This is a genomic window from Jannaschia sp. L-14R (genome assembly GCF_056857695.1).
The window spans coordinates 646131-660345 of record NZ_JBSXNP010000009.1 but is presented as its reverse complement, the minus strand read 5'-3'; the positions used below and the strand labels follow the sequence as shown (position 1 = coordinate 660345).

Sequence of the window (14215 nt, the reverse complement as noted above, 5' to 3'; positions counted from 1 at the left end):
GCCCGCCACCCAGACGGCCATCGGATCACAAAACCGAAAATTAATATAAAATACATAAGTTTGACGTTTCAATCGGACAACTTAGATTATCTGTCACCATCCGAGGCGGTGAACGTCGTTCGGGTTTGACTGTATTGGGGACGTTTCATGTTACGGCAAATGGCGGATCGGCTTCAGGGTTGTATCAATGCGGATCAGGTATGGGATGTCGCCGTGTCGGTCCTGCCTGATCTCGATATCGATGCAGCGATCTTCGTCGATGCTACCAATCCGAATGCGGCACGCGTCCGCAGCACGGCCGACGATCATTGGACCCGCGCCTACCAGTCTTCTGTTCAATGCGGACGCGACCCCTTCGCCCGCGTCTGCCTGTCCCGTGTCGAAGGGGTCCTTACCGGAGTGGGACATCTGGCGGCACATGATTGCCTGACCCTCCCGGAGCAGGAAGAGATCGCAACTGGAAGCGCCGCTCTTGGAATTTCTACTGGCGTGTCCATAACGTCGATCCCCGGCATTGACGGTGCAGGCGCCGGATGGAATCTGATGACCCGACTGTCGGCGCGCGAGTTCAGTGAGTTGTATGCCGATCGGGAAGCCGAATGGCGGGCCTGGTCGCAACTGGCCTTCGCCAGCCTGTGGTTTATGTCCGGTGGTCGGAAGCCGTCCGCGTTGTCTGTTCGGGAACGCGATTGCCTGGCGCATGTCGCGGATGGCCTGCGCGTAGCGGAAATTGCCGCGCGGCTTGGAATTGCGGAAGTAACGGTCGAGATGCATCTGCGTAACGCCCGGATCCGGCTGGATGCGAAAACTCGCGATCAGGCGGTGGCCAAAGCCGTTATGAACAGGATGATCTGAAAAGCATCTGGGGTGCTTCGGTCGTGCCCCAGGATCATCAGGGTCGGATCGCCGGAACACCGTGAGGTCCCTGCCGTTCCGGTACAATTTTGTGCGTCGGACTAGACATCACTGGCTGGACCAACATGATTTTTCCACTCAAATGCAACCAACAGGCTTTCATAGGCCTGCCATGATTTTGTACGCCGAGTTACGCCAGCCCGAGGAAATTCTCATGAAACGATCCGCCGTTAATTCCATCCTGACCGAAGGTGATGCCTTTATCCGCAGCTTTGGTTTTGTCCTGCCGCCCTTCGCCTACTGGTCTGCCGAAAAGATGCGTGCGGCCAGTGGCACCGACATCCATGCACGGGGCCTGGGGTGGGATATTACCGATTACGGCGAGGGCCGCTTCGACGAAATGGGCCTATTCCTGTTTACAACGCGCAACGGACGGGTCGAGCAACTGAACAACGGCAAGGGCATGCTTTATGCCGAGAAGATCATGATCACCCGCGACCGGCAGTTGTCGCCGATGCATCGGCACAATGTGAAAGCCGAGGATATCATCAACCGCGGCGGTGGCGATCTTGTGATCGAACTGTTCGCCCCGGACGCCGACGGCGGTATTGACCGGACTTCGGATATTACCGTGCCAAGCGACGGCATGCCTGTCACACTATCGGCAGGTGGACACCTGCGCCTGAAGCCTGGAGAAAGCGTGACCTTGATGCCAGGCATATGGCATGCGTTCTGGGCCGAAGGGGGCGATTGTCTGGTGGGAGAGGTCTCCACCGTCAACGACGACAGGACCGACAATGTCTTCGAGCAACCCATCGGGCGGTTCTCCCGGATAGAAGAAGACGAGGCACCGATGTATCTGCTGGTCTCGGATTACGATTGATCCAGAAACATCTGCGCGGCTTGTGTTGCGGTGGCACCGGGTATTTTTCCTGCAATCTCCGGAAGGACGGGGGGCAAAGCGGTTCCGGGGGTCAATGACTTTACGTGATCGCAGATATCGGACCAGTTCCGTCGACATTGCGGCAGATAAGTTTGCCTGTACCAGTGTTGCGCAAGCGCCTGCTGCGCCTGCAATTCATCAAGGTTGGAGCAGATATCCTGAGTGATCTCCGCGAACCGCATCAATCTGGCGGTCTTCACCAGATCGGACGGGAGGAGACCCTGCAATCCGTAACACTTTTCGGTCACCACAGGCGTACCGACGGCCAGTGCACCGATGATGCGCGGCGTTTCCAGATGGTTCGATCGATGGGCGTGGATATTGATGCAACACTGCGACTGGGCCGCGACCTCTTCGAGGGCAATGCCGGAATGCGGCGACATGCGCAGTCCCCGTCGGCGTAGATCCTCGATGATCCGAAATCGTCGCGGCGTCATCTGACCGACAAAACACACGTTGTAGGGTCTGTCCGCCAGGGCGATCGCCGGGCCGGTGACATTCGGAGAGACACCGATGCCAAAACCCAGGACGGGTAGCCTCAGATGTCGTTGCAAAACCCTGGTCTGCGGCGCGAAATAGTCGAGCAGAAGATCGTAGCCGGCCAGCTTGTCCATGAGCATCCGGCGTTTGCGCCGGATCGCGCTCCACCCCTCCTTGCTGACGCGCAGGGGGTTCCCCATGACGGCGACGACCGAAAAGTTCAGATAGACATAGAGACATCCCCGCCGCCGACGGTGTCGGGCGAACCCTTCTCCGATCACGAAGACAATAGCATTGTCCGGGTGGTCCGCCTGATCGATTTCATCGCAGACATACAGGGCCGTGTCGGTCCCGAAATTATCCGTCAGAGTGGCATGAACGAACCGCACGACATGTGCGATGTGATCGAAACTAACTTTTTGGATGACGAGGCAGGCGTTATACATGGCCTTAGGGCCTCAATTTTACTGGCAACACAACGCGGGTCTTATTTGGATAAGCTGATCTATGCCTTCGCTAGCGGATCTGGCGCTGCCCGCTTGCGCCATCTTCCCACTGCAATATCAGCCATGTTCCGAACCAGTCATCCCAATTCGCCGCGTTTCCGGGCAACAAGAGAAAGCATGACCAAAATCCGCTCCTGGCTTGGCAAGTAATGGCCGACCGTTCCGAAGCCGACGTGCGCCTGACCCATTGGCGTTCTAGAACCGGAGGTGAATATGTCCCGCGAATTTGCGTCCCGCTTCTTGTTGATTTCGCCCCGTTCAACATGCCCGAAGGTATCAAGATGCAGAAAGACCCGCGATCTGATTGCCATGGTAATCTTCTGGTTGTGATCCCCTGTCTGAACGAAGCGGGGCACATCGGCCGTCTGTTGCGTCAGTTGAAACCTGCAATGCAGCGGCTGGACGGACGGGTCGTCGTCGCTGATGGTGGCAGTACGGATGGCACGGTGCAGATCGTCCAAGAGATTGCGGCTTCCGACGACCACGTCACGCTTATGCACAATCCCCAGAAAATTCAGAGCGTGGCAGTCAATATGGCCGTCGCGCAGGATGCCGGGCGGGCGGAATACCTGATCCGGATCGACGCGCATTGCGCCTATCCCGACGATTTCTGCGATGTTCTCGTGCGGCAGGCGCGGTCGGTTCACGCGGACAGCATCGTCGTCAGCATGATCGCCGAAGGGGACCAGACGGTTCAACGGGTCAACGCCGCGACCCAGAATGCAAGCTTTGGAAATGGCGGGTCTGCGCATCGGTCGATGTCGTCCGGCACCTATGTGGACCACGGTCATCATGCCCTGATTAAGGTCGCGGCATTTTCGGATGTCGGTGGATACGATCCGACGTTCACGCACAACGAGGATGCGGAGCTTGACTATCGGTTGCGACAGGCTGGCTACCGTATCTGGCTGACCTCCGCAACAACGATCACCTATTATCCGCGTCGCTCTTTGTGGGGGGTGGGTCGTCAGTACTTCAACTACGGCACTGGTCGAGCCCGGAATCTTCTGAAGCACAGCGTTCTGCCACGTTTGCGTCAGACCAAGGTGATGATGGTTTTTCCTGCGGTACTGCTGGCTCTTTTGTCGCCGGTTCATTGGATATTTGCGATCCCGGCCCTGATCTGGGTCATCTATTGCCTGTCAGCGGGGATCCGCATGGCGCATCGCGATGGCGACCCGACCCTGATTCTGTGCGGCGTTTCTGCAATAATCATGCATTTGTCATGGTCGGTCGGCTTCTGGCAGCAGGTCATCCGCGAATTGATCCCGCAGACTCGCCGGGTGGTCCGATGACCGGGGACAGGCAGCTGGAGATCTGCGTCTGCACCTATCGCCGCCCGCAGGTGTCGAAGACCCTTGCGTCGCTCTTCGCACTGACCCCGCCGCCGGGGTTCGCGGTATCGGTTCTGGTGATCGACAACGACGATACACCCAGTGCGCGGATCGGCGTCGAAGCAATGGCTGAGAGCGCACCGTTCCCGCTGCGTCATGTGCATTGTCCGCAGGGCAACATCTCGATCGCGCGGAACGGGGCCTTGTCCCACAGTGCCGCGCGATATCTGGCGTTTATAGACGACGACGAGATCGCTTCGCCGGAATGGCTGATACATCTTGTGGGAGCTATGGAGCAGGAAGATGTCGATGTCGTCCTTGGGCCGGTTGAGGCGGTCTATTCCAGGACCGCACCCGCCTGGATGCGCCGAACGGAAATCCACAGCACTACACCCGTCTGGATCGAAGGTGTGATCCCTACCGGCTATACCGGCAACGTGCTGATCGACCGACAGGGTGCTGCGCTGCAAAATCGGGTGTTTGACCTTGAGCTCGGGCAGACGGGTGGAGAGGACTCGACATTCTTCGCCGGTGTCGTGGCCGATGGGGGGCGGATCGCGTTCGCGTCCGAGGCCGTCGTGCGCGAAGACGTCCCCGAGGATCGCGCGACCTTGGGTTGGCTGCTGCGCCGCCGTTTCAGAATGGGGCAGACGCATGTCCGGTCGATCTCCGGAACGCGACGCGCGGTTCGGCAGATGCCTGTGACGGCGGCGAAGGCGCTATATTGTGCGGGCGCGGCTGCGGTTCAGGTCTTCAGCGTCGATCGGCGCAATCAGGCGATCCTGCGCGGAGCGCTACACATCGGTGCGCTTGCGGGCTTGGCTGGTGGCCGCCCGCTGCGACAGTATGCGCCGCAATTCACCTCCAGGACTCATGAATGAGCGGATCGGTTTTGATGCCATGAAGGAAATCGGTTTGAGAATCCGCGATGCCGATCTGGAAGCGGAACGTCTGCAGCAACGGGCGGCAGCCGAGGCGACGACCCTTGGCGATGTGCTGGCTGCCGCGCGGCGCCAGGCCGTCCCCTTAATCGTGAGTGTCCTGATCGGATTATTGATTGGGCTCGTTCATTATGCGACGACGCCCAAACAGTACTATGCTTCGGCCACCGTTTTGGTGGATGACCGGCGCAGTGAGATTGATCAGCAAGTTACAGCCAGCATTCCTTTTGCCCGCAATGATACTTCGTTCCTGAATGAGATTCAGGTTTTAAAATCTCTGCAACTTGCCACTGAGGTCGTGCGCCGTACGGATTTGCAGAACAGTGATCTGTTCCTCTTTCCGCCATCCTCGCTGGCGCGCAACATCGTTTCGGGAATCATGGGATTTGTCAGGTCGGAAGACCCGGTGCCCACGCTGACTGCGGAGCAACAGCAGGAGGCGCGCATTCTTGGCGCGGCGTCGAAACTTCAGGGCAATATCATCATCGAACGTATCGGGCTGAGTTTTTCGATCAACATCGCCTATGTCGGCCATGACCCGGAACTGGCGTCGCAGATCGTGAATACCTACGCGGAAGCCTATCTTGCAGATCACCTGAACGCCAATGTCGAATCGACCGAACAAACGGCGGAGTGGATGGTCCGGCGCCTGGCCGAACTTGAACAGAGGGCCGCAGAAATTCAGGCCGAGGCCGCGGCCCTGCGTCAGAGCGACCCGACCCAGGTTGCGCAGCTGCGCCAGTTGGCGCAGCAGGAATCGACATTGAATTCACTCTATCAAACGATCGCGGCCCGGTATCAGGAGGTATCCATTCAGGGGTCATTTCCGGTCACGAACGGCCGTATCCTGACGCGGTCGCCGGTGCCCGAGAACCCGGCTCTACCCAAGCTGTCCAGGACGCTGGCTGTTACGATATTGCTTAGTCTCATGATTGGATTTGCCATCGCCGTTTTACGTGAAATGCGAGAACAGGCCTTCCGCGTCAGCACCGAAGTGTACAATCACACCGGAAAGTCGTTTCTGGGGCATTTGCCTCGGATCGATCTGCAAAACCTTTCCGACAAACCGCCGCCCGAAACCAGTGCGATCGTTCTGAATGAACAGGCCCATTCAGGCGGTTCGCCAGAGGGTGACGATGCGGCTTCGTCCAACGCATCGTCGTTTGAGGCGGAATGGCGAGAGGCCAAGACCTTGTCGCCGAAATTGTTCTGGTCTGTACTGATGCCGCAGTCGACGTTCAGCGGCACGCTGAGAAATATCCATTCCACAATCGGACTGGAATCTGAGGACAGTCTTTGCAACGTCGTCGCCTTCACGTCGATGTTGCCGGATGAAGGCAAGACGACTGTGGCTATGAATTACGCCAACATGCTGTCGAAGTCGGGGGCGCGTGTCTTGCTGATGGATGCGGACATCAGGGGTTCCAGCCTGAGCAAATCGCTTCGGCTTCCAGAGAGTCCTGGCATCGTGGACGTGCTTCGCGGCCGGGCTCCGCTGCCTAACGCGATCCATGTGCTACCGTTCACGAATCTGCACATTCTGTTGCCCGGTTCCGACCGCGAGCAGTCAGTCGCAGGGGATATTTTGTATCAGCAGAACGCAAGGGCTTTGATGGCGGAACTGCGAAATCATTACGATTGTATCGTTCTGGATATGCCGCCCTTGGGAAAATCGGCCGAGGCCAAGGCAATGATCGCACATATCGACCAGATCGTTCTGGTGTGTGATTGGGGCAGGACCCCCCGGTCTCTCGTGACGCAGTATCTTGCCCATGAGTCTGAGATCGCAAAGAAAATCATCGGGGTAGCTCTGAACAGAGTGGATATTCAGAAGTTGTCGAAATACGCCCGTCCTGGATGGCCCGAAAGTTATACCGAAGCAGATTCGACACTCGTTTGACGCGTTACCGCGTAACGATGGCACGATAGCCTGACATAGCGTAGACTGAGCCAGCCTTATTGGGGGATTAGGTTGGTGCGTTTGTCTGTGTTCATATGTTTCATGCTGATTGCCGCCATCGTGACGGCGATCGGGTCATATTTTGCTGGGTCCGGATTTTGGGTCATCGTGCTGCGTGTTGTCGCAGTATTGGTGGTTCTGCAGACCGCGTACTTTCTGCTGGCACTTGTCAGCGGGCTCGTTCGGCCTCGGAAACCGAAGCCGTCCGATGCGAGAACGAAGACCAAGGGCAACGATCCCTTGGTAGGAAGACAGAAACAATGATCAGCCATGTTGCTTAGTGTGGGCAGCACAAACGATCACATCGTTTTCTCCAACATTACAGACCAGTCTTGCAGCGTCCATTCCGATGGGTCGCGGGCAATGACTGCAGACGCATTTCTGGGCCGCACAAGCGCGCGTGCCAGACGGGATTTGCCAACTTTGACAAGTTGGGGCAGCAAAGAAGGTCGGTGGACCAATTGCCCCATTGCGCGACCGAAATGGCGACCGCGAATTTCTTGCACCAGTGTTTCGAAGGCCAGCGGGCGTTGTAACGCGGCGCGGCGAAGCGCCATGTGATCAAGCATTCCATCGGACAGATCCGGATAATCCCTCAACAGATCGTCCTGCGCAGAGATTATTGCGGCAACGTCGTCGGGATGCATTCGGTACGACAAGGAGCTGTTATGCCTGCGATACAGGTAATAGGACTGCGGCAGTAGGTGCATTCGCCCACCATTCAAGAGAAAACGCATATATAAATCATGATCTTCGCCGATTTTGATATCTTCGCGGTAGCGCAACCCCGATAACGCAGTACGACGGATCAGAGGTTTGAGATAACCCAGTTGCGGCGCGTTCGGATCGGCCGATACGAAACAGGTTGCTGACAATCCAGCGGGCTTTTCCGGACGGTTCGTGCCCATAAGGGTGCCTGCTGGCCGAATGCTGGCGTCGTGGAAATAGGTCAGATCGTCCGCCACGGCGTCGGTTTCCAGCGCATCACCGGCGGTCGTCATCCGTTCAAGCCGACATGGATGAATGATGTCGTCACTGTCGACAATGGCAATCCATCTGCCAGTAGCCATTTCAAAGCCACGATTTCGCGCAGCACCGGGTCCGGCATTCCGGGACGTTTCAAAAATGCGGACGCGGGGATCGGTGTCCGCGACCCCACGCGCAACCTTGATGCTATCGTCGCTCGAAGCATCATCCAGCAGCAGAATTTCGATATGCCCGACCGATTGAGCCAGCACAGACCGGAGCGCCATGGCAAGGTGGTCCGCACCATTGTAATTCGCCATGATGACGGAAACCAGAGGCGGTTCGGCAAGGTTTTTCAAATCAGCACTTTCGGATATCGGTTTGACTCAAAGGATAGACTCTCGCAGCCGAACTCCCATAGGCCTGCCCATATCCGGGGGCTTTCGGCGGGCACGCGCCGAGCAAGCCGTCCAGCTTTGCGGAGCGTATTTCAGCTGTATAGACATTGCTGAATAATTGTATTCGGAGGACCGGAATGATTCAGGCGTCAAAAAATGTCGGCAGGGTGATAAAGTCGTCAAAGCAATGCGTGATTAGCTTTGTTTCTTTGCTTCCCTTGCCGGTATTTTCACAGGAAACACCGCAAGGTGCCAGTTTCTTCGACGATTTCGAAACATTGGATAAGTCGCTCTGGGGGATTTCTGACGGGTGGGCCAATGGTGATTGGCAAAACTGCGTCTGGTCTGGCGACAACGTTGCCGTCAAAGAAGGGATGCTGACGTTGGCTTTCACAGGGTGGACGGGTGATCAGCGCGACTATAGCTGCGGCGAGATTCAATCACTGAATGTCTATGGATATGGTACATACGAGGCGCGATACCGAACCGCGGCCGGGTCGGGCCTGAATGCGGCTTTCTTCACCTATATTGGTCCATACCATGGCAAGCCGCATGACGAGATCGATTTCGAGGTCCTGGCCCGCGATACGAGTTCAGTCAGTTTGAATACCTATGTCGACGGAACCCCCATGAACGGCAAACAGGTGGCGTTGCCCATGCCTGCCGATGATGCGTTCCTGACCTATTCGTTTGTGTGGCAGCCGACCGGGATAAAATGGTATGTAGACGGTGAGCTGGTGCATCAGACGCCACCCGAAGCCGTACTGCCCACGAACGGGCAGAAGATCTACGCCAGCTTCTGGGGAAGCGACAGTTTTCCGGACTGGATGGGCCGGTTCGTGGAGCCGGAAACCGATCTGAAGATGGAAGTCGACTGGATTGCATTCACTGCGCAGGGGGACGCCTGCCAATTTCCGTCCTCGGTCGTCTGCAAGAATGAGTAGCATCCGCGCAGATCGGCCGGGCACCGGCATTGACGTAATCACGGTCGAACCGGATGTGGTTCTTCTGGTGATCGCCCTTTTTGGCCTCGTTTTCATTCCCGCCCTGGAAACCTACGGTGCGTTGATCTTTCTGACCGGAGGGTGCGCGCTGCTGGTCCGTCGCATCCAGATCGTGCTCAGCCTTTGCATCAGATACTGGTATCTGATGGCATTGCCGATATTCTGTCTGCTGTCGGCGGTCTGGTCGCAATATCCTGCAATCTCCTTCCGCTTCGGTATCCAACTGACGGCGACTGTGCTGATCGCGATTGCCATGGCTTCGACCACGTCGGCGCGTGCGTTCAGCCGCGCATTGTTCGGAGTGTTCTCTCTGGCGATGCTGACCAGCATCCTGTTCGGCGATGTACGCAGCGACACAGGGGCCTGGTTGGGAATCTACGGCAGCAAGAATGCACTGGCAGGCGAGGCTGCTACCTATGTGATTGTCTGTACCTCTCAGATATTGGACCGCACGGCCTCCAATGGTCATCGGGTGTTGGCAGTTCTCGGGCTGATGATCGGCGCCATGCTGCTTTTGCTTGCTCAGTCGACAGGCGCGCTGATCGTGGTGCCGCCTGCGCTTTTCCTGCTGTTTTCACTTCTGGTGATCTATCGGCTGTCTGTCGTTCAACGCCTTGTCGCGATGACATTCGCTGTATTGTTGGCGGCGATGATGGCTCTTCTCGTGACGATCTACGCCGATGCGCTTTTAGACCTGTTGCTGGAGACGACGGGCAAGGATGTGACCTTGACGGGCCGAACCGATCTTTGGCGGATTGCCAGGGAACTGATCGCGGAACGTCCGTTTTTTGGCATCGGATACCAGGCATTCTGGGTCAAGGGTTATGCCCCGGCCGAGGTCTTGTGGTACAATTTCGCGATCGAGAGTCGAAGCGGCTTCAATTTTCACAACACCTATTTGTCCAATGCAGTGGAGATCGGGGTAATCGGCGTCTTTCTACAGGTTGTCGTGCTTTATGGGGCTGCTCTGGCAACGGGTCTCTGGGCCTTGCGCACCCGCCTTGCCGAGGCGTCGTTACTGTTCGTTCTGGTCGCAATGATCGTCATGTTGAGTTTTGTGGAAGTTAATGTTTTCTTTCAGTTTTCGCTGCGGACTGTCATCGTGATATGCGCGTTTGTCTATGCCATGCGCGGGCTGGATGCCCATCGGCGCGCCACCTAGGCAAACGCGACCTTGCGCCCATATTTGGCGATCAGCCCGTCGATGGCCGACATGGCCTGATCCGTGGCCCGTTCGATATTGGCGTCCGTCGAAAGGCTTGGCCTCATCTGCGCCAGCTTTTGCAGGCTGCGCGCTGCCATGTGGTGACAGGCGTTATTCAAAGGCTGCGCCAGTTTGCTGGTGCAAGCCGCCTTGGCGCGCGGTCCCGACCCGGACCGCCCGGTGGTGACGGCCCAGCTTTCGCGCAGGTTCGACGGAAACAGGAAGGCAGGCTGGTAGTCGATGTCCAGGGACTTGACCCAATCGTACCATTTGAACCGGTGGATGTGATGCATGGTCCGGACGGCGATCCACGGGGTGCGCAGGGCATCGGCCACGATCGCACCGTGCATCGCTTCTGTGATGACGAGTTTGGCACCCAGAATCTGCTGAATGATGCGCTCGGGCGGGTCTGTCGGGTCGATGAAACTTATGCCCGCCAGATCGCAAGCGACCTTCCAGTTGCCCCGCTCGATACTTTCGTAGTGCGGGATGAAGCCGATCTTGATGTCAGTCGCTGGCGCGGGCAGGGGCGTCTGGCGCAACAGAATTGCAGAATCGGCGATGGCCAGATCAGGGTTCAGGCCCAAGGCCTCGGTCGTCTGGGGGCCACGCACGAAGTGAAAGTCCCAACTGCCGTCGTGAACATCCGGCTTAATGGTATAGCCACCATAGCCGGAGCCGACGACAATTTTTCGCGCGTCCTTCGGATAGCCGTGCTGGATAATCGAACCGATTCCAATGAACAGTTCGGATGCGTCGTCGTCAAAGAAACCGGCGGGCAGAAGGTGTGACCACATGGTCGCGTTCAGTTCGTCCCCAAAGTTGGGCGGATCGCCCTGAAAATATGTCAGTTTCATGCGGTCGTGTTCCCTTTGGTGGGTAGAAAACGGCGGAGTTCGCGCATCCGGGCGCGCGATAGGAGCAGGATCGCTGGACAGTAGATGACGACGGCCAGGACCAACTGGAGGCCAAGTCTTGTAGCCTGCCCCAGATCGGGAAAGACGGAAGGGACGGCAATCATGGCGGACGCCATCAGAGCAGTCGCCACCATGGGGTTTTGAAAACTGGCCAGATAGCTCCAGGCGCTCCGCTTCAGAAGGCGTGCGGTCATGGCCACAGACACCGGCCAGAAAAGGACGGTCTTTGCCACAAGCACAATCATCAGCGTCGGCAGGCCAAACCTGTAAGTCAGCAAAATGACGGCGACTGACGTGGTTTGTTGAACAAGCTGATAATAGAACCACCACTGAGGCTTACCCTGGCTCTTGATCAGCGCAGCCTGTACTACACCGATGCCCGCCAGCACGCCGACCACGCTGAATGCCTGCACCGCGAAGGCCGCGCCCGCCCATTTCTCGTCGAGCATCACAGCAAGCAGGTCCTGCGCCACGATGGCAAGGGCAACGAACATCGGCAGGCTGACAGCAGCCGATACGAAGGATGCGATTTCGAACGCCTGGGTGCTCTTGTCGGCATCGTCTTGCAACGCCGACAACAAGGCAAAAGTGACGGACGACAACGCCCCGCCGATCAGTTGCGTCAGCATGCTGAAAATCCGCTGCGCGAAGAGGAACAGGCCGAGGATCACCGTGCCGCCAAACATGCCCAGCACCAGGTGGTCGAGTTTGATCGTCGACAACATCCGGTCTCCGGACAGGAATGCGCCATTACCGAACAGATCCCGAAGGGCAGCCCAGGTAACGGACAGTCCGGGCTTCCAGCCGGACACCCAATAGGCCATCGCGCAGGTTACAAGACTGGCCGTGACCTGACTGCCGACCAGCGCCCAGTATCCGAACCCCGCGACCAGCATCGTCAAACAGATGACAACGCTTACCAAGGTCGCCACAGCAGTGCGCATCGCGATCAGCTTGAATTTCATCGACCGGACGATCATCGCGTTTGGCACGGCCGAGGCGAGATCCAGCGGAATGCGAAGTGCCAGAACGGGCAAAATGATCGTAATCGCAGGGTCGCCGATCAGCTTTGAAATCAAGTCTGCGCCGAAGACGAATGGAATGAATGCCAGCACTCCAAATCCCGTCGTCAGCCAGAAAACGCTGTCGGCATGGGATTTCAGCAACGTCTGGCGCTGAATCAGAGCTTCGCCGAAGGCCAGTGGAGAAAACGCCACGACCGAAACCACGATGCTGCTGGCCAACCCGACCAGTCCGAAATCCGCAGGCGACAGAAACATCGCGCTGACAAAGAAAACCACAGCGGAACTTACGGTCGGAATAAGCGTCTGCAATGACGACCACAGCACGCCGACAATGGCCGAAGCAGAGCGTCCCGTGGTTAGATGCGGGTGATAATCGTCCGCAGGGCCGAGTGTCGGTGGTTTTGCGATGTCAGCCGGAGTGCTCATACCCGCACAATCAATTGGACGGCGGTGCTTCGGCGGAGGAGTCCAGGTCCACCTCGACAACATCGCCGGGCATGAGCACAACGCTGGGGTCGCCCACGAAAGGTGCTGAATCGTCCCCGCGTACACGGGTGATCGTATAGCTGGTCGCGGCCGTTGACGGATCGAGCGCAGGAACCTGGCCGATTTGTCGGCCCGCGGCTGCTGCCAAAAGGTCGTATTGCCCGTCAAGCTTCGCCTCGATCCCGGCGATGCTGGTGTTGACCTGCTGCAAGGTCATCGCATTCTCCTCGTTGCGAACAGCCTTCAGCAGACCCTCGTTGCGCTCGTATCCCTGCATTTCCTGTCGCGCCGAAAGGATCGATCGTTCGATATCGAGCAGGCGACTTTCCAGCTCGTTCACATAGGATGCCCGTTCGAAGACCCGTGTCGATGCGACCAGTCCACGTTCGGCCAGCTGTTCCTCGCGTTGCAATTCGGCCTGTCCGGCTTCGAGCTGTTCGCGATTGGTTGCAAGCTTGTCCTCCAAGACCCCCAACGCATCTTCAAGGGCGGTTCGCGACCGCGCCAAGGATGTCACTTCGTGATCGTAACGGGTGTTTCTGGCTTGCAGGATCATGGATTCCGCCGCGAGCGCGACCGGATCGAGATCGGAATCTGAGGTACCGAAATTGGGGTCCCCGTTGATTTCCGCTATCAGCCTGTCGCGCTTTGCCGTCAGGAATGTCAATTCTCTCTGCAGGAAGCTGATGGTGCCGCGTGCATTCAGATAGTTCCGTTCCTCGCCGTCGAGCGCTTTGACGCCAGAAAGTCCACTGGCCAGTGTCACGGCCTTTTGCACCGTAAGGCCGGGCGCGTATTCATAAACGCCGGGCTGTTGTACGTCTCCATCGACATAGATCGGCGCATAGCGCTCCACACTGACTGCGGCATGAGGGGTCTGGCCAATTCCGGTGAAAGGCTTCATGGCCTCTTGCAGCGCCTTCGCCACTTCGGCGGTCGTCATACCTTCAACCACCAACGAACCGGCGAGGGTCACTGCAATATCTCCATCGGCCCCGACCGGATAACTGCCCGAAAACTCATAGGTATCCACGACTTCGGTCTTCCCGGCGTCCCAGACGGTAATCTGGATATTCAGGGTGTCGTTGATGCCGATGCGATAAACTTCGGCCCAGCCCACAGTTGCCAGAAACTGCGCAATGATGAAAATGACGGAGCAGCGGATGCGGTTTTTCACGGGCATGTTTTATCCAGAA

13 protein-coding genes and 1 pseudogene are annotated in these 14215 nt (G+C 57.6%); 8 read left to right on the top strand and 6 right to left on the bottom strand.

Annotated elements, in window-relative coordinates; translation table 11 throughout:
- Nucleotides 1-159 precede the first annotated feature (159 nt).
- A complete protein-coding gene (locus AC13C2_RS07680; protein ID WP_482886417.1) occupies nucleotides 160-855 on the top strand; it encodes a helix-turn-helix transcriptional regulator in 696 nt (231 codons plus the stop codon).
- Nucleotides 856-1069: 214 nt separating this feature from the next.
- Complete coding sequence (locus AC13C2_RS07675) at nucleotides 1070-1738, top strand: D-lyxose/D-mannose family sugar isomerase (RefSeq protein WP_474520823.1); 669 nt, start codon at nucleotides 1070-1072, stop codon at nucleotides 1736-1738.
- Here AC13C2_RS07675 and AC13C2_RS07670 read toward each other — a convergent pair.
- Complete coding sequence (locus AC13C2_RS07670) at nucleotides 1729-2724, bottom strand: CgeB family protein (RefSeq protein ID WP_482886416.1); 996 nt, start codon at nucleotides 2722-2724, stop codon at nucleotides 1729-1731. The genes AC13C2_RS07675 and AC13C2_RS07670 overlap by 10 nt on opposite strands.
- A 209-nt stretch (nucleotides 2725-2933) precedes the next feature.
- Here AC13C2_RS07670 and AC13C2_RS07665 point away from each other — a divergent pair, with 209 nt between their 5' ends.
- The 4 genes from AC13C2_RS07665 (at nucleotide 2934) to AC13C2_RS07650 (ending at nucleotide 7283) form a co-directional block, all read left to right on the top strand.
- Nucleotides 2934-4079, top strand: coding sequence for a glycosyltransferase family 2 protein (locus AC13C2_RS07665; protein WP_482886415.1), 1146 nt, complete (start codon nucleotides 2934-2936; stop codon nucleotides 4077-4079).
- Nucleotides 4076-4999 (top strand): glycosyltransferase family 2 protein, encoded by a 924-nt coding sequence (locus tag AC13C2_RS07660; RefSeq protein ID WP_482886414.1) that lies wholly within the window; start codon nucleotides 4076-4078, stop codon nucleotides 4997-4999. Before AC13C2_RS07665 ends, AC13C2_RS07660 begins: the two co-directional genes overlap by 4 nt.
- The gene (locus AC13C2_RS07655; protein WP_482886413.1) at nucleotides 4992-6959 is read left to right on the top strand and encodes an AAA family ATPase; all 1968 of its coding nucleotides are present in this window, start codon (nucleotides 4992-4994) and stop codon (nucleotides 6957-6959) included. The genes AC13C2_RS07660 and AC13C2_RS07655 overlap by 8 nt, the downstream gene beginning before the upstream one ends.
- Before the next feature lie 102 nt (nucleotides 6960-7061).
- The gene (locus tag AC13C2_RS07650) at nucleotides 7062-7283 is read left to right on the top strand and encodes a hypothetical protein (RefSeq protein ID WP_482886412.1); all 222 of its coding nucleotides are present in this window, start codon (nucleotides 7062-7064) and stop codon (nucleotides 7281-7283) included.
- A gap of 35 nt (nucleotides 7284-7318) precedes the next feature.
- Here AC13C2_RS07650 and AC13C2_RS07645 read toward each other — a convergent pair whose 3' ends face one another.
- Complete coding sequence (locus AC13C2_RS07645) at nucleotides 7319-7984, bottom strand: hypothetical protein (RefSeq protein WP_245737655.1); 666 nt, start codon at nucleotides 7982-7984, stop codon at nucleotides 7319-7321.
- A gap of 39 nt (nucleotides 7985-8023) precedes the next feature.
- A pseudogene (locus AC13C2_RS07640) lies at nucleotides 8024-8272 on the bottom strand (glycosyltransferase family 2 protein); the annotation flags it as partial.
- A 248-nt stretch (nucleotides 8273-8520) separates the two neighbouring features.
- Between AC13C2_RS07640 and exoK the strand changes: the two are divergent.
- Both exoK and AC13C2_RS07630 read left to right on the top strand, forming a co-directional pair.
- Complete coding sequence (gene exoK, locus AC13C2_RS07635; RefSeq protein WP_482886411.1) at nucleotides 8521-9327, top strand: endo-1,3-1,4-beta-glycanase ExoK; 807 nt, start codon at nucleotides 8521-8523, stop codon at nucleotides 9325-9327.
- Nucleotides 9320-10549 (top strand): O-antigen ligase family protein, encoded by a 1230-nt coding sequence (locus tag AC13C2_RS07630; RefSeq protein ID WP_482886410.1) that lies wholly within the window; start codon nucleotides 9320-9322, stop codon nucleotides 10547-10549. Before exoK ends, AC13C2_RS07630 begins: the two co-directional genes overlap by 8 nt.
- Here AC13C2_RS07630 and AC13C2_RS07625 read toward each other — a convergent pair.
- Genes AC13C2_RS07625 through AC13C2_RS07615 form a run of 3 tightly spaced genes read right to left on the bottom strand, consistent with a single transcriptional unit; the run spans nucleotide 10546 to nucleotide 14196 of the window.
- Nucleotides 10546-11448 (bottom strand): polysaccharide pyruvyl transferase family protein, encoded by a 903-nt coding sequence (locus tag AC13C2_RS07625; RefSeq protein WP_482886409.1) that lies wholly within the window; start codon nucleotides 11446-11448, stop codon nucleotides 10546-10548. The two genes, AC13C2_RS07630 and AC13C2_RS07625, sit on opposite strands and share 4 nt — an antisense overlap.
- Nucleotides 11445-12959 (bottom strand): lipopolysaccharide biosynthesis protein, encoded by a 1515-nt coding sequence (locus tag AC13C2_RS07620; protein WP_482886408.1) that lies wholly within the window; start codon nucleotides 12957-12959, stop codon nucleotides 11445-11447. Before AC13C2_RS07620 ends, AC13C2_RS07625 begins: the two co-directional genes overlap by 4 nt.
- A 10-nt stretch (nucleotides 12960-12969) precedes the next feature.
- Entirely contained in the window at nucleotides 12970-14196 is a 1227-nt protein-coding gene (locus AC13C2_RS07615) for a polysaccharide biosynthesis/export family protein (RefSeq protein WP_482886407.1), read from the bottom strand.
- Between the last annotated feature and the right edge of the window lie 19 nt (nucleotides 14197-14215).

Excerpts from the sequence above, each read along its gene's own strand:
- AC13C2_RS07625 (WP_482886409.1), bottom strand. The coding sequence starts at position 11,448 with ATGAAACTGACATATTTTCAGGGCGATCCGCCCAACTTTGGGGACGAA.
- AC13C2_RS07620 (WP_482886408.1), bottom strand. The coding sequence starts at position 12,959 with ATGAGCACTCCGGCTGACATCGCAAAACCACCGACACTCGGCCCTGCG.
- exoK (WP_482886411.1), top strand. The coding sequence starts at position 8,521 with ATGATTCAGGCGTCAAAAAATGTCGGCAGGGTGATAAAGTCGTCAAAG.
- AC13C2_RS07660 (WP_482886414.1), top strand. The coding sequence starts at position 4,076 with ATGACCGGGGACAGGCAGCTGGAGATCTGCGTCTGCACCTATCGCCGC.
- AC13C2_RS07655 (WP_482886413.1), top strand. The coding sequence starts at position 4,992 with ATGAATGAGCGGATCGGTTTTGATGCCATGAAGGAAATCGGTTTGAGA.
- AC13C2_RS07680 (WP_482886417.1), top strand. The coding sequence starts at position 160 with ATGGCGGATCGGCTTCAGGGTTGTATCAATGCGGATCAGGTATGGGAT.
- AC13C2_RS07650 (WP_482886412.1), top strand. The coding sequence starts at position 7,062 with ATGCTGATTGCCGCCATCGTGACGGCGATCGGGTCATATTTTGCTGGG.
- AC13C2_RS07630 (WP_482886410.1), top strand. The coding sequence starts at position 9,320 with ATGAGTAGCATCCGCGCAGATCGGCCGGGCACCGGCATTGACGTAATC.
- AC13C2_RS07665 (WP_482886415.1), top strand. The coding sequence starts at position 2,934 with ATGGCCGACCGTTCCGAAGCCGACGTGCGCCTGACCCATTGGCGTTCT.
- AC13C2_RS07675 (WP_474520823.1), top strand. The coding sequence starts at position 1,070 with ATGAAACGATCCGCCGTTAATTCCATCCTGACCGAAGGTGATGCCTTT.
- AC13C2_RS07670 (WP_482886416.1), bottom strand. The coding sequence starts at position 2,724 with ATGTATAACGCCTGCCTCGTCATCCAAAAAGTTAGTTTCGATCACATC.